The organism is Alkalisalibacterium limincola, from assembly GCF_008017755.1.
Classification (GTDB): domain Bacteria; phylum Pseudomonadota; class Gammaproteobacteria; order Xanthomonadales; family Xanthomonadaceae; genus Alkalisalibacterium; species Alkalisalibacterium limincola.
Genome location: NZ_VRTS01000003.1, coordinates 1 through 20501 on the forward strand (window position 1 = coordinate 1; position 20501 = coordinate 20501).

General features: G+C 61.4%; 15 protein-coding genes. 12 read left to right on the forward strand and 3 right to left on the reverse strand.

Features of this window, described 5'->3' with window-relative positions; genetic code table 11:
* Window positions 1–67: 67 nt before the first annotated feature.
* A complete protein-coding gene (locus tag FU658_RS05135; protein WP_147891103.1) occupies window positions 68–667 on the reverse strand; it encodes a TetR/AcrR family transcriptional regulator in 600 nt (199 codons plus the stop codon).
* Between the two features lie 337 nt (window positions 668–1004).
* On the opposite strand from FU658_RS05135, the gene FU658_RS14335 reads away from it, so the two are divergent.
* The 6 genes from FU658_RS14335 (at window position 1005) to FU658_RS05160 (ending at window position 9492) form a co-directional block, all read left to right on the forward strand.
* Complete coding sequence (locus tag FU658_RS14335) at window positions 1005–1799, forward strand: alpha/beta fold hydrolase (protein ID WP_255505457.1); 795 nt, start codon at window positions 1005–1007, stop codon at window positions 1797–1799.
* Window positions 1796–2305 carry a hotdog fold domain-containing protein gene (locus tag FU658_RS05145; RefSeq protein WP_147891105.1) on the forward strand — a complete coding sequence of 170 codons (510 nt, stop codon included), beginning with the start codon at window positions 1796–1798 and terminating at the stop codon, window positions 2303–2305. Before FU658_RS14335 ends, FU658_RS05145 begins: the two co-directional genes overlap by 4 nt.
* Before the next feature lie 85 nt (window positions 2306–2390).
* Window positions 2391–5741 (forward strand): methylmalonyl-CoA mutase family protein, encoded by a 3351-nt coding sequence (locus FU658_RS05150; protein WP_343195871.1) that lies wholly within the window; start codon window positions 2391–2393, stop codon window positions 5739–5741.
* A gap of 5 nt (window positions 5742–5746) precedes the next feature.
* Window positions 5747–6028, forward strand: a complete 282-nt coding sequence (locus FU658_RS15800; protein ID WP_343195872.1) for a hypothetical protein — start codon at window positions 5747–5749, stop codon at window positions 6026–6028.
* A gap of 423 nt (window positions 6029–6451) precedes the next feature.
* Window positions 6452–9022, forward strand: coding sequence for an AAA family ATPase (locus FU658_RS05155; protein ID WP_187265932.1), 2571 nt, complete (start codon window positions 6452–6454; stop codon window positions 9020–9022).
* Window positions 9019–9492, forward strand: coding sequence for an AAA-like domain-containing protein (locus tag FU658_RS05160; RefSeq protein ID WP_147891107.1), 474 nt, complete (start codon window positions 9019–9021; stop codon window positions 9490–9492). The genes FU658_RS05155 and FU658_RS05160 overlap by 4 nt, the downstream gene beginning before the upstream one ends.
* A 1514-nt stretch (window positions 9493–11006) precedes the next feature.
* Here the strand turns inward: FU658_RS05160 and FU658_RS05165 are convergent.
* On the reverse strand, window positions 11007–11948 hold the full coding sequence (locus FU658_RS05165; protein ID WP_147891108.1) for an HNH endonuclease signature motif containing protein: 942 nt from the start codon (window positions 11946–11948) through the stop codon (window positions 11007–11009).
* Window positions 11949–12136: 188 nt separating this feature from the next.
* Between FU658_RS05165 and FU658_RS05170 the strand changes: the two genes are divergently transcribed.
* Window positions 12137–13522: a hypothetical protein gene (locus tag FU658_RS05170; protein WP_147891109.1), complete on the forward strand. Its 1386-nt coding sequence runs from the start codon at window positions 12137–12139 to the stop codon at window positions 13520–13522.
* 277 nt (window positions 13523–13799) lie between these two features.
* Window positions 13800–14648 carry a TIGR02391 family protein gene (locus FU658_RS05175; RefSeq protein ID WP_187265933.1) on the forward strand — a complete coding sequence of 283 codons (849 nt, stop codon included), beginning with the start codon at window positions 13800–13802 and terminating at the stop codon, window positions 14646–14648.
* A 124-nt stretch (window positions 14649–14772) separates the two neighbouring features.
* Here FU658_RS05175 and FU658_RS05180 read toward each other — a convergent pair whose 3' ends face one another.
* On the reverse strand, window positions 14773–15597 hold the full coding sequence (locus FU658_RS05180; protein WP_255505433.1) for a restriction endonuclease: 825 nt from the start codon (window positions 15595–15597) through the stop codon (window positions 14773–14775).
* 347 nt (window positions 15598–15944) lie between these two features.
* Between FU658_RS05180 and FU658_RS05185 the strand changes: the two genes are divergently transcribed.
* The 4 genes from FU658_RS05185 to FU658_RS05200 all read left to right on the forward strand — a co-directional run bounded on the left by FU658_RS05185 (window position 15945) and on the right by FU658_RS05200 (window position 20401).
* A complete protein-coding gene (locus tag FU658_RS05185; protein WP_147891111.1) occupies window positions 15945–16430 on the forward strand; it encodes a hypothetical protein in 486 nt (161 codons plus the stop codon).
* A gap of 64 nt (window positions 16431–16494) precedes the next feature.
* On the forward strand, window positions 16495–17295 hold the full coding sequence (locus tag FU658_RS05190) for a hypothetical protein (RefSeq protein WP_147891112.1): 801 nt from the start codon (window positions 16495–16497) through the stop codon (window positions 17293–17295).
* Window positions 17296–17316: 21 nt separating this feature from the next.
* Window positions 17317–18492 (forward strand): tetratricopeptide repeat protein, encoded by a 1176-nt coding sequence (locus tag FU658_RS05195; protein WP_147891113.1) that lies wholly within the window; start codon window positions 17317–17319, stop codon window positions 18490–18492.
* A 76-nt stretch (window positions 18493–18568) separates the two neighbouring features.
* Window positions 18569–20401 (forward strand): beta-propeller domain-containing protein, encoded by a 1833-nt coding sequence (locus FU658_RS05200; RefSeq protein WP_255505458.1) that lies wholly within the window; start codon window positions 18569–18571, stop codon window positions 20399–20401.
* Window positions 20402–20501 lie beyond the last annotated feature (100 nt).

Genomic DNA, 20501 nt, shown 5'->3' on the forward strand with positions numbered 1-20501 from the left:
GTCGGCAAGTGCCTTGCCCGGGCACGAGTATTTTTTCGTGAGACCCGCAGCCCCGGGGGGAGGCGGGCTAGTCCTTCGAGTCGTCCGGGCAGTCGGGGATGCGCGCGCCATGCTTTCGGGCGGCAGCCAGTATTTCCGCGGAAAGCGGGCTGTCGCCAGATGCCCGCGAGAGCACCATCGCGCCGACCATCATCGACACCAGGGCGAGCGCCTCGCTGCGGCGCTCCGGCCCCTTGCCCATGGCCTCGTGCAGCAGGGCGGCGCGTTTTTCGATGGCATCACTGAAGACCTGCCGGCACCGCGGGTCCGTCCTGGCGGCCTCGACCCCAACCGCGGCGATCGCACAACCACGTTCGGCATGGTCGCGGTGGGTGAGCGAGAGGTACGAATCCAGCACGGCGCCTACGCGCTCCATGGGGTCCTCCGACGTGCTGGCAGCCTCGCTCAGGCGAGTCGCGTAGGTCTGCTCGAGCGCGTGCTCGAGGGCAGCCAACAGCACATCCTCCTTGGACTTGAAGTGTGCATAGAAGCCCCCGTGGGTCAGCCCCGCATCGGACATCAGGCCCGCGATGGACACCTGATCGATGCCGTCCCGGCAGAAATTCCGTGCGGCGCGGTCGATGATCCTCTCCCGCGTCTTTTGCTTGTGTTCGGGTGAGTAGCGCATGGCGGCCCTCCAGGACGTCGATGCCATGATACCTCTCATTCAAAGGCGGGGACCGGGAGGCCGTGGCGGAGGGCCCCCGGCAGCGACACTTGCACATGGAATTATGAGCATCATACTATGCAGCCCTGGTCAGCGCATCCCCATTGGCCCGCACCAGGGCTGGCATGTCCGCCTTCGGGTGCCAGTTGCGTCACTACAACGCCCACTCCCCCAGCCTCGAAACGGAAGCGCCCGCAGTGAACTGGAGCCACCGATGAAATCTCCCACGCTGTACCGGCACGTCAATCGCGTGCTCGGGCCCGTTCTCCCGCAAGTCATGGGTCGGCTAGCCGCCCACATGCTGCTCACTGCACGCCCCCCTCGGAATTCGCCCCCGCCCAAGGATGCAGAGCGCTCGGTCGACCTTGGAGCTGGCGCCCGCGCCTGGGTATACGGCCGCGGGCCCGCCGTCTTCCTGCTGCATGGATGGTCCTCCGGGCCCATGGCGCTGGGAAGCCTGGTTCCTTCCCTGGTGGCCATGGGCCTCCAGGCGGTGTGCCTGCGTGCGCCGGGCCACGATCCGGACGATCCGGCGGCGTCGCACCCGGCTGCCTTCGTGGATGTACTGCTGCGCGCGCGCGACGAACTCGGTACCCCGGCGGCCGTGGTGGGGCACTCGATGGGTGCCGGTACGGCACTGGTGGCCCAGTCCGAGGGCTTGCGGGCCGGCAGCCTGGTCCTGATCGCAGGGCCAGCCTCCGTCACCGGTGTGCTGGACCGGTTCGTCTTTGAAACCGGCCTGCCGGACCGGGCTGCCCGGGCATTCCGGCAGCGCGTGATCCATGCCGGGGGAAAGTCGGAAGGCTTCTTCGACAGCCAGCGCTTCGCCCGCGACATCGACGCCACCGTGCTGCTGGTGCATGACCACGATGATGCGGAAGTGCCCTTCGAGGAGGCAGAACAGCTGCATGAGCGTCTGCCCAACTCGCGCCTCTTCGCCACCTCCACGCTCGGCCACCGCCGGATCCTGAAGGACCGCCGCGTGCTGACCGAGGTCGCAACGTTCCTGGTCAAACATGCCAGGACGCCTCGCGAGGACAGTGCCATGGCAACATCCCGCAGTGCGGGTTCCCTGAGCGTGGAGATGACGTGAGCAGCAGCACGCTGAACATCTGGAAGCGGCTTGCCTCCAAGCCGGGCGGCAAGTGGGCCTTCTCGCGCCTCGTGTGTCTCAAGGCGCCTTATTTCGGCAGCATTCGCCCGCGGTTCGAAGAACTGCGGCCCCAATATTGCGCAGTGCGAATGCGCAAGCGGCGGGCCGTGCTCAATCACATCGGCACCGTGCATGCGGTTGCCATGTGCAACCTGGCGGAGCTTGCAGGCGGAACGATGACCGAGGTCACGATCCCGGCGACGCATCGCTGGATCCCCAAGGGCATGACGGTGGAATACCTCAAGAAGGCCACAACGGATCTGGTCGCTGTCGCCACACCCCGTTCGCAGATCGACTGGTCGGTGCCGGGCGAATTCAAGGTCGAAGTCGCGGTCCGCGATCAGCAGGGGGAGCAGGTATTTGGCGCCGTCATCAGCATGTGGGTGGCACCGCGCAAGCATCGGCCGGACGAATTCCGTGCCCGGGACGATGGCGAAAGCAGCTGATTGCACGGGACTTCCGGGCCGGGGAACGCCACCGCGTGGCGCGGTACAATCGAACGATTCCCGTCTCCACACACGGCCATCGTTTATGAGCACCACCGCCCACGACCATTCCGACGCCTCCGCCCAGGCCGAGCACGACAACACCCCGCTGCGCTTCGTCACCGCCGCCAGCCTGTTCGACGGCCACGATGCCGCGATCAACATCATGCGCCGGCTGATCCAGGGCCAGGGCGCGGAAGTGGTGCACCTGGGGCACAACCGCTCGGTCGAGGACGTCGTGCGCGCCGCCCTGCAGGAGGACGCCGACGGCATCGCGCTGTCGAGCTACCAGGGCGGCCACGTCGAATACTTCAAGTACATGGTCGACATGCTCAAGGAGCGTGGCGCCGAACACATCCGCGTGTTCGGCGGCGGTGGCGGCACCATCACGCCCGAAGAGATCAAGGAGCTGCAGGACTACGGCGTCGAGCGCATCTACCACCCCAACGACGGCATGAAGATGGGCCTGGTGGAGATGATCGAGGACGTGGTGAACCGTGCCGGTCGTGCGCGTCTGGACTCCACGGTGCCCGAGTCGACCGACCTGGACGACGAGATCAGCATCGGCCGCATGCTCTCGGCGATCGAGGAGGGCCTGATCGAGGAGCCCGAGCTGGCCAAGCTGCGCAAGCAGTGGCAGCTGGCCGGCGCCAAGACCCCGGTGGTCGGCCTGACCGGCACCGGCGGCGCGGGCAAGTCCAGCGTCACCGATGAACTGCTCAACCGCTTCCTGCAGGCCTTCCCGGACATGCGCGTGGCGGTGCTGGCCGTGGACCCGACCCGCCGCCGCAGTGGCGGCGCGCTGCTGGGCGACCGCATCCGCATGAACTCGCTGCGCTCCAAGCGCGTGTTCATGCGCTCCATGGCCACCCGCCGCCAGCACGTGGCCACCAATGCCGTGCTGCAGGACTGCATCGGCCTGCTCAAGGGCCTGGGCTACGACCTGGTCATCGTCGAGACCGCCGGCATCGGCCAGTCGGATTCCGAGATCGTCGACCTGGTCGAATTCCCGGTCTACGTGATGACCAGCGACTACGGCGCGGCCAGCCAGCTGGAGAAGATCGACATGGTCGACTTCGCCGACCTGATCGTACTGAACAAGTTCGACCGCCGCGGCGCCGAGGACGCGCTGCGCGACGTGCGCAAGCAGTGGAAGCGCAACCGCACCCAGTTCCAGCTGGCCGACGAGGACGTGCCGGTCTACCCGACCATCGCCAGCCAGTTCAACGACCCGGGCGTGAGCTGGATGTTCGCCAACCTGTGCCGCCTGCTGCGCGAGAAGCTGGGCCACGACGGCGCACTGGGCAGCGAGCGCTGCAACTTCCAGCCCGAGATCGACACCAGCCTGAAGTCGCCGCGCGCCACCGTGCTGATCCCCGGTGCGCGAGTGCGCTACCTGGCCGAGATCGCCGAGCAGGGTCGCGGCATCAACCGCCACATCGAAAGCCAGTCGGAAACCGCCAACCGCGCCCAGGCCTACTGGCAGAGCCTGCGCGACCTGGGCGACGAGCAGCTGCCCAAGGCGCTGGAACTGTTCGACGCCGACGACCTGCGCATGCCCGGCCCGGATGGCCAGCCGGCCAGCGAATGGGACGGCGTGGAGCGCCGCAGTGGTGACGACCGCCGCGTGCCCGGCGTGCTGGGCGACCGCCGCCGCGCCAAGTTCCAGTGGGAGAAGCGCGCCAGCGGCATGCCCGACGACCACCAGGACAGCAACCAGCCCGCCACCGTCGACCGCAGCCTGATCACGCTGCGCCAGCGCTACAACGACGCCGTGCAGTCGCTCGACTCCGACGCGCTGAAGCTGCTGCGCGACTGGCCGGCGCGGCTGAAGTCGATCACCGACGAGGTGACCGAGTACGAAGTGCGCGGCAAGAAGATCAAGGTCGAGAACTACCGCGAATCGCTGAGCCACCAGCAGATCCCGAAGATCGCCGCGCCCACCTACACCAGCTGGGGCGAGCTGCTGACCTTCCTGCAGAAGGAAAACCTGCCCGGCGACTACCCCTACACCGGTGGCGTGTACCCGTACCGCCGCAGCGGCGAGGACCCGATCCGCATGTTCGCCGGCGAGGGCACGCCCGAGCGCACCAACCGCCGCTTCCACTACCTCAGCGAAGGCCTGCCGGCAGCGCGCCTGTCCACCGCCTTCGACTCGGTCACGCTGTACGGTGAAGATCCGGCCCCGCGCCCGGACATCTACGGCAAGATCGGCAACTCCGGCGTGTCGATCGCCACGCTCGACGACATGAAGAAGCTGTATTCCGGCTTCGACCTGTGCTCGCCGACCACCAGCGTGTCGATGACCATCAACGGCCCGGCGCCGATCATCCTGGCGATGTTCATGAACACCGCCGTCGACCAGCAGGTGGAGATCTACCTGAAGTCCGACGACGGGCTGTGGAAGGAGGCGCAGAAGAAGATCGACGCCTTCTTCAAGGACCGCCCGCGCCCGGAGTACAGCGGCACCCTGCCCAAGACCAACGACGGCCTGGGCCTGGCGCTGCTGGGCATCACCGGCGACCAGCTGGTGGACGCCGACACCTACGAGAAGATCCGCGGCGCCACCATGGCCACCGTGCGCGGCACCGTGCAGGCCGACATCCTGAAGGAAGACCAGGCGCAGAACACCTGCATCTTCAGCACCGAGTTCGCGCTGCGCATGATGGGCGACATCCAGCAGAGCTTCGTGGACCGCAAGGTGCGCAACTTCTACTCGGTGTCGATCAGCGGGTACCACATCGCCGAAGCCGGGGCGAACCCGATCAGCCAGCTGGCCTTTACGCTCAGCAACGGCTTCACGATCGTGGAGTACTACCTGGCGCGGGGCATGAACATCGACGACTTCGCCCCGAACCTGAGCTTCTTCTTCTCCAACGGCATGGACCCGGAGTACACCGTGATCGGCCGCGTGGCCCGCCGCATCTGGGCGCGCGCGATGCGCGAGCGTTATGGCGCCAGTGCCCGCAGCCAGATGATGAAGTACCACATCCAGACCAGCGGCCGGAGCCTGCACGCGCAGGAAATCCAGTTCAATGACATCCGCACCACGCTGCAGGCGCTGTACGCGCTGTTCGACAACTGCAACAGCCTGCACACCAACGCCTACGACGAAGCGATCACCACGCCGACCGAGGAAAGCGTGCGCCGCGCCGTGGCGATCCAGATGATCATCAACAAGGAGCTGGGGCTGAACTTCTGCGAGAACCCGTGGCAGGGCAGCTTCATCGTCGACAAGCTGACGGATATCGTGGAGGAGGCCGTGTACAAGGAGTTCGAGGCGATCAGCGAGCGTGGCGGCGTGCTGGGCGCCATGGACACCATGTACCAGCGCGGCAAGATCCAGGAAGAAAGCCTTTACTACGAGCACAAGAAGCACGACGCAGCCTGCCGCTGATCGGCGTGAACACCTTCCTGCCCAAGGAGCACGCCGGCGAAGTGGTGACCGAGATCGAACTGATCCGGAGCACCGAGGCCGAGAAGGGCCAGCAGATCGAGAACGTGCAGCGCTACCAGGACAACCGCAACACGCTGGCCGGGGAGGGCCTAAAGCCGCTACAAGCCGCGGCGCGCGAGCGGAAGAACGTGTTCGAGGGTCTGCTGGAGGCGGTGAAGACGCATAGCCTGGGGCAGATCAGCCATGCGTTGTATGACGTCGGTGGGGAGTATCGGCGGAATATGTAGGCGACTGCCGCATACAATCGAAAAAACGCCCGCGTCGCGGGCGTTTTTTTTGGGTTATAGTTTCGCAGGTAGCGTTGACCGGGGCCGCAGTTCTTTACATGCCTGCGGGATTACAGAGGAGGCGATTCTTGAGGCGCTTCATGATCAGTTTTAGGCAAGGGTCATAGCGCGACGTTTGCCGGCGGCATAGTACAAGTCGCGGATGTGCGTAATGCACGCTGAAGGCAATCGTGCACTAAGCATGAAATTTATTTCCATCGCGCGCGAGCAGAATCCGCATATCGCGCAGCTTGGCGCGGCGAGCGCGCGCTTTCCCATTAAGAGTCGTCTCCATTCCTGTAACACCAGATGATCGGAAGCGTCCATGCTAGGAAAGAGCGATACAAGACGTTTCTAGCCAGCAGCATAGAACTGCGAGGGGATATGAATACACTGAGTTCAACGAGTGAAAACCTGTCACGATTCAGAGAGGCGGTGGCCGCCGATCTATTCTCTCCCAGTGACATAGTAGAGTTTTCCAGTTTATCTAAGTCAGTCGAGCGGCTGCGACCAGCAGTAGATCGATTACAAGCCGTGGCCGACGGTGGTTTATCTCCACAAAGCCTTGGAAGCGCGTTCGTCGCGGACGCAGATACGTACCGACTAGTGTGCAGGTTCTTCGCAATTTCTGCCGACATTGCGCTAGAGGACCACCGGCGACTTTCGGCAAAGCCCCCCAAAAACCTAGATGAAGCAACGTACGCTGCGGCCATTATGGTTGAGTTCGGTGTAGCTAACCTTCTTGCGCCTCACGTTGACGTAGAAAAGCTCGTAATGCTCACGCTAATCGGTGACGACGCAAAAAACCGAAGATTCCGCGTAGATGCAAAAATTCGACAGCGAATCGAATTGGCAGTTGAACGAGCTGTTGAAGCCGCAAAATCGTCTGGCTATGCCTACGAAATAGTGTCCCCATCTTCGCTTGGGGGCGTTGTAAGGCCCGTGCCAGACTATGTAATTAGCTTAGGCGGGACGCCCCGCGTGATTATTGCATCCACCTTCCAATCTCATTCTGGTGGTCGTCAGACGCGTGAGTTGACAACGCAGTATCCAATGTTGGCCAATGAGGCTAGACGCCATGGGCTTGAGTTAATACTGGTCGCTGATGGAAAGGGTATTAGAGATGCCTCGAAAAGGTCACTTTCGTTACTTTTCGAAGCCGTTCCTCTGACACTAACGATAGCCCAGGCTGAAAGCGAGCTTATGCAATCGGCTCTGCGTGAAATTGCAGAGCGCGAGCGTCTTATATCCATTGATGAAGTCGTTATAGACAAGCTTATTAGCGCTGGACTCGACCGCGAGCTAGAAATAGCTGCGGATGATCTCCCGGTGTCACCGCAGGTAGGGCGCTTCGCCCTTGCACGATACGCAAGCGCTAATTCAAATTTTGCACTCATCGTTGACCCTGGTGGGACACGCCTCCGATGGCAACATCATGAGGTCCTCCGTGCGTTCCAAACTTTGCAACGAAAATTTGAGCATGAAAATGCTGTAGACATCGTCGCGAATTACTTAGGCGGTCGTGAAATAGTGGTAGTTGAGGGATCTGAGTATGGAGCGAAACTCTTTGACCTTAGTGAGGGCGTACATCAAATTGTCTGCATTGCAGCAAAACTCGGGACAGTGAATGTCGAGGTGCTTCAACAGGTCTCACGGCAAGCGATGCATTCCGGAGAATCCTGTCGAATTGCGGTGCTTATCGTTTCTCATGCGTTGTCAGAGCAGAATGCGAGGGTGATCAGCGATAGTCAGGTAGCATTGCCCGTCACTGTCATTACGCTGGATCTCGACACCTGTATAGCGTTCGCGAGGTCAAACCGTGACCCTTCAGAGTTATTGCAGGAGGCTCTCTTAAATCAGTCAGATCTTACTAAACTCAGCCCTTTCGTTCTGCGAGGTGTCACGCCAGAGCGAGTTTTCTTCGGTCGTGAAGAAGAAGAAGCTACCCTTCTTGCGACACTAGCGACGAACAGTGTGGCGTTATTGGGTGGTCGCAGGATCGGTAAGACTTCATTGATGCAACACTCCTTTGCGCGTTTGCGCTCCGCCAATCTGCATCCGTTTTTCGGAGATTGCCAAGTCGTAAGAACATGGACGGACTTTGGGCAACTCGTGATTCGGGAGTGGGGCGTTGAACTTGAAAAAGACTTTGTTCCCTCGGATCTCTTCTCCATTGTAAATCAGTTGCGTGCGCGCGGTTCTGAACGTGTTGTAATACTGCTCGATGAGATTGATCAGCTACTGGACTGGGATTCTCGCCATGAAGAGGATGAGGTCCCAGAAGCCTTCTTCAGAACTTGTCGATCGATTTCGCAACAGGGGCTCGCACAATTCGTATTCTCCGGTGAGCGAACAATAGCAAAACGCATTTGGGATCCATCCTCCCCACACTGGAATTTTTGCCGGCCAATGATGTTGCGCCAGCTGACCCAGGCTGCAGCAGGTGCCTTAATATCGGAGCCGCTGGTCGGACTCGGAATCAGTATCGACAACATACCCGAAGTAGCAAAGGCAGTATGGACGACGACTGATGGTCATCCTGAACTTATTCAAGTGATTGGCGACGGAGTGATTTCTCTCGTAAATGAACGATCGCGAGATGACGTATTTGTGTCTGCTAATGATATAGAGGTTGTAACGTCTAATTATGAGTTTGCTGAGCAGTATTTAGAGACGTATTGGGGGCAGGCCAACCCTCTGGAACGGGCTGTTAGTATAATGCTGCTTTCAGTTCCCCAACCGACAACTGAGTTTCTTCGGAAGCTTTCCAATTTCGGGGTCTTCTCAAGCGAGCCTGATATTGTTTCCGCACTAAGAATGCTTGAGCTGTACGGAATCGCCGATCAGGACTCGGTTGGATATGCCGCCCGTCTTAGTTGGTTTCATACTGCCTTGCAATACTATGGTGGGAGTGACGCGGTGCTTTCTAGATTCGCGAAGGGGGCTAAAGGATGACCGTTGTTGCTGGCCCCGTCCCGGTTGATTCTGATCTCTATATTGAGCGCGAATTCGATAAAAAAGTGTGGGGGTCCTTGACCCGCGGAGAGTCGGTCGTACTGCTCGGCCCGCGTCAGCATGGCAAGACTTCTTCATTGTTAAGATTAAGGTTGCGCCTGAAAGAAGCGGGATTTACGGTCGCCTTAATAGATCTTCAGAAACTACCAGCAAGCTATACTTTTAGAATTTTATTAGAGTGGGTTGCTAATGAAGTTGCGAGCGAGGTTGGCGTTACCTCATTCGTGAAGCCCCAAGGGCTCGATGCTGAATCGCTGCATAAATGGTTTGGCTGTGTAATTCCCGATGGACATAGCCGCATTGCATTTTTAATCGATGAAGCATCCGGAATTTCCGATGAAAGTATTAGAAACGCGTTTTATGCGCAAATACGCGCGTTCAACGCGGCAGCGAAGAGTAGTCCGGGTTGATCCAAGCCAGGATCGTTTTTTTGTTCTCAGGGACTTTCCGTCCTGAGTCATTAGTGGTTCCGGAAAACTCTCCTTTTAATGTTTGTCTTGAAGTAGAGTGCGAAGACCTGACTCGGCGGCAGACTGAAGAGCTAGTACGTATGGCTGGGGTTGGGCAAGCCAGAGAAGTAGCCGATGTTCTCTTCGACTGTGCCGGTGGACAGGCCCATTTGACACAGTTGGCCGCCAGAGAGCTTCTTGAAATGGTAGGGGACAAGGTTGAAGGTGCGAAAACGATCGTGGACCGCTGGAGGCGTAACTCGAACGCTCATGCTGACAATATGTTTGCCGCGGTTTCGAGAGATCATGAGATGGGTGAAATAATTGAAGCCCTGTTACGCAGTAATGATGATGGCATTGAAATTGAACCCGGAAATTTGTCGTTTAAGTATGCGCGTGTTGTTGGTCTTTGCAAGCGGCGAGATAATCGTATTTGCTTTCGAAGCGCGCTCTTCGAGCACTTAGCAAGGGAGCGTAATCGAATCGAAAACGAGAGATCCTCGCGTGGGGGGGGCGGCGCAAGCGGTGGATCGTGTAGGGAGCGATTGGTATCTGTGCATGGCATTCGAACAAGCGGAACATGGCAGAAGGATCTGTCTCCGGTCGTTTCGGCTGCAGGGTTCACATACCATCCTCTAGATTACGGGTTTTTCACAGCGCTGCTATTTTTAACACCAGCCGGTCGACGACGGAAGCTACAGTGGTTTCGAAAGGCTATTGCTGACGTGCCACAAGATGCTAGGGGTCCTTCTATTGTCGCGCACAGTTTTGGATCCTATCTCGTAGCGCGGTCGTTGGAAATAGATCCGTATATTTCCTTTAGACGTGTAATTCTTTGTGGGTCAATTGTACGTACAAGGTTCCCTTGGGATCGGTTTGTGAAGGAGGGAAGAGTCGAGGCAGTTCTACATTCCTACTCAAGATTAGACGTTTGGGCTCGGATAGTCGGCTGGGTAGTTCGCGACGCTGGTCCGTCTGGTGCCATAGGGTTCGATTTGGATACAGCAAGTCTCGTTCGGCAACATGGTTTTAACGAGTTTGGGCACAGCGACTATTTTTACAGAGTCTATTATGAGCGTAGCTGGGTACCATTTTTGCGGGGTGAGGCAGTGCCAGATGTCTCCCAGAACCCCGAGCCCTCGGATTGGAACTGGCGGTACACAATTTCTTGTTTAATCGTGATCTCGCTCACGTTAATATTAATTGGATATTTTCTGGGTATCCATCTTTAGACAATGGAGTAATATCGTTCTGAGCCAGCAGCTGCATGCGACGATGGGTATGTGCTCGAGAGACTGGCGAAGTACCGAGAATCCCTCGTCCTGGATGCGTGCGCGATACGCGCCATTGCCAGATAGAGGCCCATGAGTGCTCAGTCCCAAGCTTTCGCCGCTGAATTTAGCGCTTGAAGTTGGGTTGGCTGTGGAAGCGATCCCACAATACTTCTAGGTGAGGTAGTTTCGTGGAGTCGTGCTTCACGAGATCTTGTCTGCGAATAACCGGTGATGGTGCTCAAGAAAGCTCGCCTGCTCCGGACGAAACGGTGCCACTCGTCGGTCAGGATCGATCGACCATCGCTCCAGGACCTCCCCAGAAAGGGACGGATGGACCCGCATTCGACCCGTCTGCTCGAACGTGATCAGGCGGTCATCGAACAGGGCATCCACGTGGGGCGAGAGCAAAAGGCCATTTAGACCACTTAGCCGTTCGGCGTTGCTGGCGTCCTTCCAAGGCTTGATGTGGCTGGCGATCAATATGCGGCGATCATCGACGCCTGTCACGCGGCAAGACTGCTCTAACAGGATGACCCGCTTGCGAAAAAGCCCTTGCCCGATACGCGCTTTGGAGAGCTGCATGCGCTGAGTTTCGGGAATGCTTTTGTCAGCTTCGATCTGGTGGATGTCCTCCAGGACCTCACCGCCCAGTTCAGCCTCGCGCGTCAGTAATCTGTTCGTTGCCGCAAGCTCTTCCGCCTCCGTTAGTGCCAGCAGAAGCAAGCCTAGGCTGTCGGGGATCGACGCCAGATAGCAGCCTTGGTTGCCGTGGCCGTTCGCCCTAATGGGGGAGTGTCTGTCTGGCAGCAGGGGAGCAATCTGACTAGCGTACTCTGCAGGACGGATTGGCCTCGGTACCGGCGAGAACTCAACACCGACTAGCCAACCCTCGTCCGACCAATAATCGCCGACGGAGCCGAACTCAACTGGCTTGGGGCTGGCAGTGGCTTCTTCCGTGACCCGGCCGATCGCTTGAATTTCGCCATTGGCGAACGAAAAGACGATGTCGCCTTCCCGTGCCATCCGCATGTTCTCGTAGGTTTGGTTGAATGCACCGTTGGCATTCCGGAACGGCGACCACAGGTAACCGCCAAGCACTTCGTGCTTGCGCGTTTGCTTGTGGTTGACCCACCAGAACGCCATGTCGTCGCTCCCCCGAGGTCCCCAGGTTAGAGCAGGTGGAGAATAGGTGCCAGCTGCGATGACCAGAGATTTTCTAGGGTGTATGAAGTTTCCGCGTGGTATTCATCGACTAGGGGTCATCAGACGCGAGCGCTGGCGGACTAGAGCGCGTCGCTTGCGATTCATGTTTAGACCACAAGGGGGAAGTGATGGACGAAAGGCCTGAGTTTCTTGTCCGAGGCGAGCGCGCTCGGTTGTTCCCGGTGCTCGCTGATACGTCCAAGGAAGGCCGGACGTTGTCCATTGTGTTGTCCTGCATGGAAACCGTAGAGGACTTCGGGAAAGCGCTGCTCTCCGACCTGGGGGTCAAGGCTGGAACCCGGACCCGGGTTGAGGCTTATACGGAAGTGGTTCTGCGCAAGACTGGTACTGCGAACGTGAGGCCAGACGGACTGCTGGTACTGCGCTCGGGCGGAAATCAATGGACGGCGCTGGTTGAGGCAAAGGTCGGCAACACCGATCTGACTCCGGAGCAGATGGAGGCGTACCTCGAGCTGGCAAAGCTCAATGGCGTCGATGCGCTCTTGACGATATCCAATCAGTTCGCGCCGCTGCCTGGACATCATCCGGTGCCGATAAGCGCTTCCGGAATCAAGAAAGCCAAGCTGTGGCACTGGTCTTGGATGTACGTCCTGACACAGGCGATGTTGCACTTGGAGAACGGAGACGTTCAGGACCGCGAGCAACGCGTGATCCTCAACGAAATGATTCGGTTTCTCAGTCATCCTAGCGCGGGGGTGAAGAGCTTTGATCAGATGCCCGCGGCATGGACCAGTGTCGCGGCAGCCGTTCAAGCGGGTGGTGCGCTTTCGGCAAAGTCCAGTGACGTTCAGGAGGTTGTGGGTGCCTGGTATCAGGAAACTCGCGACCTGTGCCTGATTCTTAGCCGCCAATTGGGCGAGGAAGTTTCAGTCAAGGTGTCTCGGGCACATACATTGGACCCGAGCCTGCGGATCAAGGCGGATGCGGACCTACTGGCTCAGGAGTGCCGGCTGAGGAGCAGCTTCGCAGTCCCCAATACAGCGGCGGCCATCGAAGTGTCTGCCGACTTCAACCGGCGAGCGGTTTACGCATCAATGCGGGTGATGGCGCCGGGAGACCGCAAGTCCACCAAGGCGAGGTTGACGTGGCTGCTTCGCCAACTGGGCAAATCCAAGGCCGAGAACATTCACATCCGCTTCTATTGGCCAGGTCGCGGTGCGTTTACGCAACATCCGCTGGCAAAGCTCAGGGAAAGCCCCGAGTTGGGAGAGGAGGCGGGTAAGGTTGTTTCGTCCTTCGAGGTTGTTTTTGCACGTGACCTTGCCGGCCGATTTGCCCAGAGGAAGAACTTCGTCGTGGATCTCGAGCAGGCCATTCCAGACTTCTATGAGCAGGTTGGGCAGCATCTGAAAGTTTGGCAACCACAGGCCCCAAAGCTCAAGGAAGATCGATCGTCTGCAATCGATGTCGGCACCGCTGCGATGCAAAAGGAGGCTGAATCTACAGTTGCAGAAAGGAACATTCCGGCGGAGGGAGAAGGTAGCGAGCTCTAGAGTTTGCCCACTTGTGCCTCTCGGCGATGCTTTCGGGCTGGGCGGGGATAGGCCGGATGCTCGTGTGTTTGTTACCGCCGTCGGAAAGTGCTACCCAGGTCGTGCGCCGTTGAGTTTCGAGTTAGTACGCCGCGCGACTCGATGCACGCGTCCTTTGCACTGCGGATTCAATTGGGCGCGCCTAGCGCTCTTGCTAGCCGAGAGGGTTGGGTCGCCTTCGGGGCTTCCACGCAAGCCGTATAGATCCGCTGACGGAGCCGCCATGCGGGACTTTTCGATGATCGGAAGCAAAAAACTTCTCGCGCAGTACCACGGGTCGAGCCTATCCACTCAATCTTGTCTGGATGCACTGGCAAGAGTGCTTGCAGCCGATGTGGCTATCGCACGAGCTCTTTTGCTCACACACGGCGACAGGCACGGCTTCTATCTGGAAGTGGAGGAGCCCGAGCCGATATTCATCCGGTGCGGCTTTGCCTCCGGATACGGAGGGGAGGGGCCCGCGGGACTTGCGATTGCGCTCCATCTCTTGCGGCGGTTTCAGATTGACGTCGACGAAGTCGCGGTGGAGCACGGTCTTTTGCAACGGCTCGATGAAGGAAATCTGAGGCGAGCTGATTTGGAAGGGATTGTGCAGGCGCGTGTGATCAGGCCGATGCGCACGTACGGCTACATGCATGCGGGGCTCGAAGGCCGCGAAACCGCAGAGCAACTTATGCGGAGGCAGTTTCCACCAAGTATTCCTTGGTGGACGCTCGACGATCGGCTAACAGACCTAGCTCTCGACGCTTCTACTAACCCGGACCGGGCCGTGTTTGAAGCCTATCGGCTACTTGAGCAACTGGTGAAGCTCCGCTGTGGAATCCACATGGATGTCTCAGGTGTCGCGGTGCTCCGTAAGGCGTTTCGAGGCCCAGGCTCGCTCCTGACCTGGACGAGCGTGTCAAATGGCGAGGCTGAGGGACGCGCCCAGTTTTTTGAGGCAGCGTTCTTGGCGCATCGGAATCCTAGGGCGCATCGTGAGGTCGAGGGAGGTGTAGCGCGTGCTTTTCGCGAATTCGCTATTGCGAACGAGCTCTTTGTATTGGAGAGCGAGGCTGTGGCACGTATCACCAAGGAAGACGCGTAGAGAAGCTAGGGAGTTCGGGGGTCACGGCAGCAGTGAAGAGCGAGCGATACAGCCGGTCCCGGCCACGTCAGAGCGACTCCCAGGCTGCTTGCTGGGGCTGGTAGCCACAGCTGGCTTAAGGACGCTAACGAATCTCGGCCGTGAAGCGGCACCTCGGATACTGCGAGCACCCGAGAAATTCGGATCCAGTGCTCCTGTTCTTGCGAACGACCGTCTCCGACCCGCACGCTCCGCAGGGTGGAGGGCCTACTGCGCCCGGTGGCGGAGGTACCGACGTCGGATCAGCCGAAGCAAGTGGGACCGAACCGCAGCGTTCTTTCCGCAATAGGTCCACTAGCCGGTCGTCCCCAACCAAATCGATCGGTTTGCCCACCGCGAAGCGCCGGGCATCTGCACTGAACGTGCCCGTGCAGATGATGCTCACCGCATCGGCGCCGTGGTGTTGGAGAAGGCCGAACATTTCCCTGACGGTTGAAACCGGTATCTGCCGGTTTCGCCAGTGTTTGCACTGCACCAGTGTCTTCTTTCCGTCGCGGTGAAGCACCAGATCCACACCGCCGTCGGGGCCTCCCAACCCTGACTCAGTGACGCGGTAGCCCTGCTGTCGGAATGCCTCGCCGATGAGCATTTCGAACTGGCGCCAGTCGAGTTCACGAATGGCGGCAAGGTCTGTTCGTGTGGCGAACAGGTGCGAGCGCTTCCTCCTTTCGACGAACGACACGAGGGCACTGATCGAGAAGACCGCCAGGAGAATCCACGCGAACACTGGCAGCGAGTGGGTGGCGATGGCGGTGTACATCGAGCGCGAAATGGGATTCTCGATGCGTTCGGCCAAAACCGGCGCGACCCACATCAGCGCGGCGAACACGATTGCGCCGACAAGCAGACTCACCTGCCACGGCATTGCCGCGGCGAGATCGAACAGATTGGGCTTGGATTTACGGCGCACGGCTCTGGACCTCAATGGGCGAACAACGAGCTCAGCGACATCGATCTCGTTCCAGGTTGGCAACCTGACGGTGCCGATCGAGCAAAATCTAGCGCGCCTCCGCAAACGTTTGTTGAGAAAGGTGTCGCAAAGGAGACCAGAAAATTTCTAGGTCATCGATCCGACCTCTGATCGGCAGGTACCATCGCTCAGGGGGAGCACAGGGGGTTCGTATGACAGGCTTGGCAAAGACTCTTCGACGAGCGTGGAGGCGCGGGCAGCCGGTTGGCGTCCTGCTGGCCATCGTGCTCGCATCGGGCTGTGGCACGGAGGAGGCCCCTCGGGCCCCGCAAAAGGCGGGTGAACCCATGAACTCCGCCACGGTGGCTGCGCGTCTCACTGCAGCAAACGTCGGGGCCGTTACGGGGAACGACGAGCTCTATCGCGAACAGATGGGTGCGCTGAACGAAGAGTTTCGTCGGTCGATCAAGCTGGCCGACCCGAGCCGTCCGGTCGAGCGCGAATCCGCGAGGACTGCTGCCCGGTCCGTGGATGGCGTCCGCTCGGTAGTCTGGATCGACCAGCACAACCTGTTCGCCATCGTGGAGGAGAACGCCCATCGCACCTACGCGACGATCGATTCGGTCTGTCTGGAGCTGGAGCCCTTGGGCGACACGCTGGGAGTGGTGGTGAACCTGCAGTCCGGTGCGGCCCGTACGGGCGACGAACTGGAGATCCTCAGCCGCAACTGTCAGCTCGCCCCGGGCCAGCGGGCGATGTTTCAGCCAAACCGCCAAGTGGACGCGATCGACCCTGCTATCCGGCGGGCGCATAGGGCGAATCAGAACCGCTAGCAGCAAACGTCGCAACGAGCATGGTCCAGACTTGATCGGGGAAGCTGAATTACAGGGGAGCACGATGAATCAGTGGATTCTGGCTTCAGCACTGCTGTTGGCCGTCGGGGTGGCTGGCGCTGAAAGCGATACTTCGCCCGCTGAGGAGCACGCGGCCGCGCTCCGCGAGGCCGAGGCCGTAGGCCGGGAGCTTTTCGCCCACGAAACCGCACAGCGGGCCGCTTCCGAGTCGGCACGCCGGGTACGCGGCTTCCGCCGCGACCGAGCGGTGGCCGGGGTGTTGAGCACGCGGGTCGATGACCGCATCGAGGTCGAGTTCGTGGTGCCGGGCGACGACGGCGTACCGCAGGTGCGTTACCGCGCAATCGCCAACAGCGATGGCCAGCTGCTGGATGGCACCGAGCGCCTGGCCACGCCCGAGCCACTGCCGGCGGATCGCGCACGCGCCTTCGACGTGCGGCAACGGGCCGCCAGCTACCCCTTCGAGCGCTGTGGCGAGGATGCGGCGGTGATCGTGCTGCCCGAACCGGGTGCCGGCGAGGGCGCGCTGCGGGCCTACACGCTGGCTTCGGCGGGGCGCAATGCGGTGGCCGCCGGGGGCAACCACCGGATGGACGTGGCGGCGGACGGCAGCATCGTGGCCACCCGGAAGTTCACCAATACCTGCATCCAGCTGGGCGACGACCCGCGCGCTGTGGCGCTGACCCTGACGCATCTGCTGGATCCACACCCCACCGAGATTCACGTGTTGCTGGGATACCGGACGGGCAAGGCGCTGTACCTTTTGACCACCGAAAACGAAGCGATGTGGGCGATCGAAAACGGTGCGGTGCGGTGGGTGGACCGGGGCGGGGACGGGGAGTAGGGCGCGATGATCAGGACCGTGATGTCGACTGTGCTGCTGGCGGCGGCACTGCTGCCCTGGCGGGTGGAGGCCGATGATCGGCAGGCGCTGCTGGACCGGGCGGATGCGCTGGAGAGCGAGGGGCGGGAGGCCGAGGTGCTGGCCCTGCTCGGGCCCTATGCCGGGGAGGACGACACCCGGGTGCTGGGTCGCCTGGCCAGTGCGGCCTTGCTGGTGGCCACAAACGGGGGCGAGGGCGCGCCAGTGACGGGGGCATCGATCCGGCCCGCCATCGACTACGCCCGCCGCGCGGCGGAGCTGGGTGAAGCGATCGGCTGGAACCTGCTGTGGGTCATCTACTCCAACGGCATGGGCGTGGAGGTGGATGTGCCGCGGGCCGCGGGCTATCTGCGCGCCGGGGCCGATGCCGGGGATCCGGGGGCGCTGCTGAATCTGTTGGGGCAGCTCTACGGCGGCTCGCCCTTCTTCGAGCCGGACGTCGCCGAGGCCTGCGCGGTCTACGACCGTCTGGTGGCCACCGGAATCGATCTGCCGGATCCGGTTGCGTTCACGCGTGCGGAGATGCGCATCCGGGGCCACTGCGGCCTCGAGGCGGACCCGGATGCGGGCTTCGCCGAATGGCGCGCCCTGGCCGAGGGCGGCTTTGTCGACGCGCAGCGGCTGGTCGGGCTGGCCCTTGTCCGGGGCTGGTTTTCCGAGCCCGCGCATGCCGAGGCGATCGAGTGGTTCGAGAAGGCGGCCGCACAGGGCGATGGCGAGGCGATGTGGGAGTTGGGCAGTGTCTACGTGAAGGGCCACGGGGTGGATCCCGACCCGGCCCGGGCGGTGCACTGGTTCCAGCAGGGTGCCGATGTGCACCATCCGAATTCCGTCACCTCCCTCGCGGTGATGTATGCCACCGGATCCGGCGTGGCCCAGGACTTCGCGCGGGCAAAGCGCTTGTACGAGCAGGCAGCGCAGCTGGGCGACACGCACGCGCTGAGGAACCTGGCCGTGATGAACGTGCTGGGCCAGGGCACACCCCCGGATCCGGTGCAGGGGCGGGTGTACTACCTGCAGCACCTGCACGCGGGGCATGAGCCCCATCCCCCGTTCGAGGCGCTGCTAGACAACGCGCTCGATCCGGCGGGGCGGGCCGAGTCCGAGCAGCGCTTCCAGGATTGGCTGGTGCTGCAGGACATCCTGGACGCGCAATGACACTAAAGGAAAGTTAATGAGCGACAGTCGGGGCATGGGGCGGGGCTTTGCGTGGTGCGCGGTGTGCCTGTTGCTGGTGGCCTGCGCAACACCGGGCGGCGCGCGCCTGACGGCCGAGGGGGAGCTTTCACGCTTCGGCTCCGAGGCGGCCTTTGCAGCCTGGCTGAAGGCAGAGCGGGCGAAGCATCCCGAAGGAATCGCGAGGCGAGGAACGATCGTGCAAGAGGCGCCCGTGCCCTTGAGCGCGCCGCCGCCTCCGGCACCTTCCCCCGCGGCAGGCGACTCGTCGCTGGATCGGATCGAGGTCACTGGCGCACGCCTGGCCAGCCCGGTGGCCGGCGAATCGGTCACGAACGTCCAGGTGGCGGGGGTCGATGAAGGCGGCATCGTCAAGCGGGCCGGCGATTACCTGGTGGTGCTGCGCGATGACGTGCTGTACACCGTTCGCCTGCGGCGCGATGGCTCGGAGGTGTTGGAGCTGGCCGACGCCCTTCCCACCGCGTTGGAGGCCGACGGCAAGGACGTGTGGTACGACGAGATCCTCGTCTCGGGTTCGAACATTGTCCTGATCGGCTTCAACTACGGACAGCGCACGGCGGTGTCGGAGCTGCTGCTGTTCTCGATCGATGCCGATGGGGCGCTGCAACGTCGCTCGCGCTTCTGGATCGAGACCGAGGACTACTTCGATACCGAAAACTACGGCGCCCGCCTGGTCGGAAATCACATCCTGATCAGCGCGCAGCTGCCGTTCGCGTGGAACGCGATTCCCGATGCTCTGCGCTGGTCGCGCCGTGACGTTGCGACCCCGCGGTGGCATGACCTGATCGATCTTGCAGAGGTGCACTTGCCGGTGTTCGCGCTGCGGAGTCCCGAGGTTCACGTGCTGTCGCTGTGTCCGGTGGAGGATCTACTGCAGGGCATGATGGACTGCCAGACCTTCGGTGTGGTGGGCGACCGGGGTTCGCAGCTTTATGTCTCGCCCTCGTCTGCTTTCCTCGCCCTGGCCCATCCCGTTTACGACAAGAAGGGCACCGGGCCCTTGAGCAGCATCTTTCGGGTGCCGTTGCGCGACTTTCAGGCCCCCGGCTTCGCGGTGGTCAACGGCAAGGTGGACAGCCCGCTGCAGTTCTCCGAGCGAGCGAACAGCCTGTTCGTGGCCACCGCGTCGGCACCCGGCGCGGGTGCCGAGGGCGCCTATGATGTAACCCGCGTGCCTTTGGATCGGTTCGGCACCGCGATGGCGCAGGACGTTGTGCTGCCGGACTGGCTGGTTGAGCTGCCGTACCACGGCGCCCTGGTCCGGTTCGGAGAGGATGCGGTGTGGTTTGGGCGCGATGGACGTCACCGCTGGCAGTCCGAACCCGCTTCGCCGGGGCCGATGGTGGTCCAGACGCTGGACGATGCACCGCCGGCCCGCTTCGAAACCGGCATCTGGCCGCAGTTGCTGCAACCGGTGCCCGGTGGGCTGCTGGTGTTTGGCAGCGATGAGGATGAGGAGGACTTCGTGCTGGGCTACGCCGCACGCGAGGCCGACGGGGCGCGACTGGTCGACCGCTACATTCCCGGCGGCGTGGAGTTGTCGGAGATGCGCACGCACGCGGTGAACATGGCCGGGCAGCGCGACGGCAGTTTGCTGGTCGGGTGGCCGGTGCGCGGGCGCGAGGGCTCGGAATCGGCGTTGATGTTTGCCGCCCTGCAGGGTGGCAGTCTGGCCGACCGCGGGGTGCTGGACTTCAGCGACATGCCCGAGCTGGCTCGCCAGTCCGTCGCCTGGTACGGCGAGTCGCGGGTGGTGTTCCTCGGCCACCGGGTGATTGGCCTGAGCGGTGATGCGCTGATAGAGGGGCAGCTGCAGGGTAATCGGGTCGCGCCGCTGCGCCACGCGGTGCTGGAGCGGCCGGGCCGCTAGCGCACCGAAGACCGTTGCGACCCAGCCACGTGCGTGTCGCAACGCATCGGCGACGCCCTGCCGCTGCCGGGCTGCCGCACGGCTACACTTGGATGTGGTC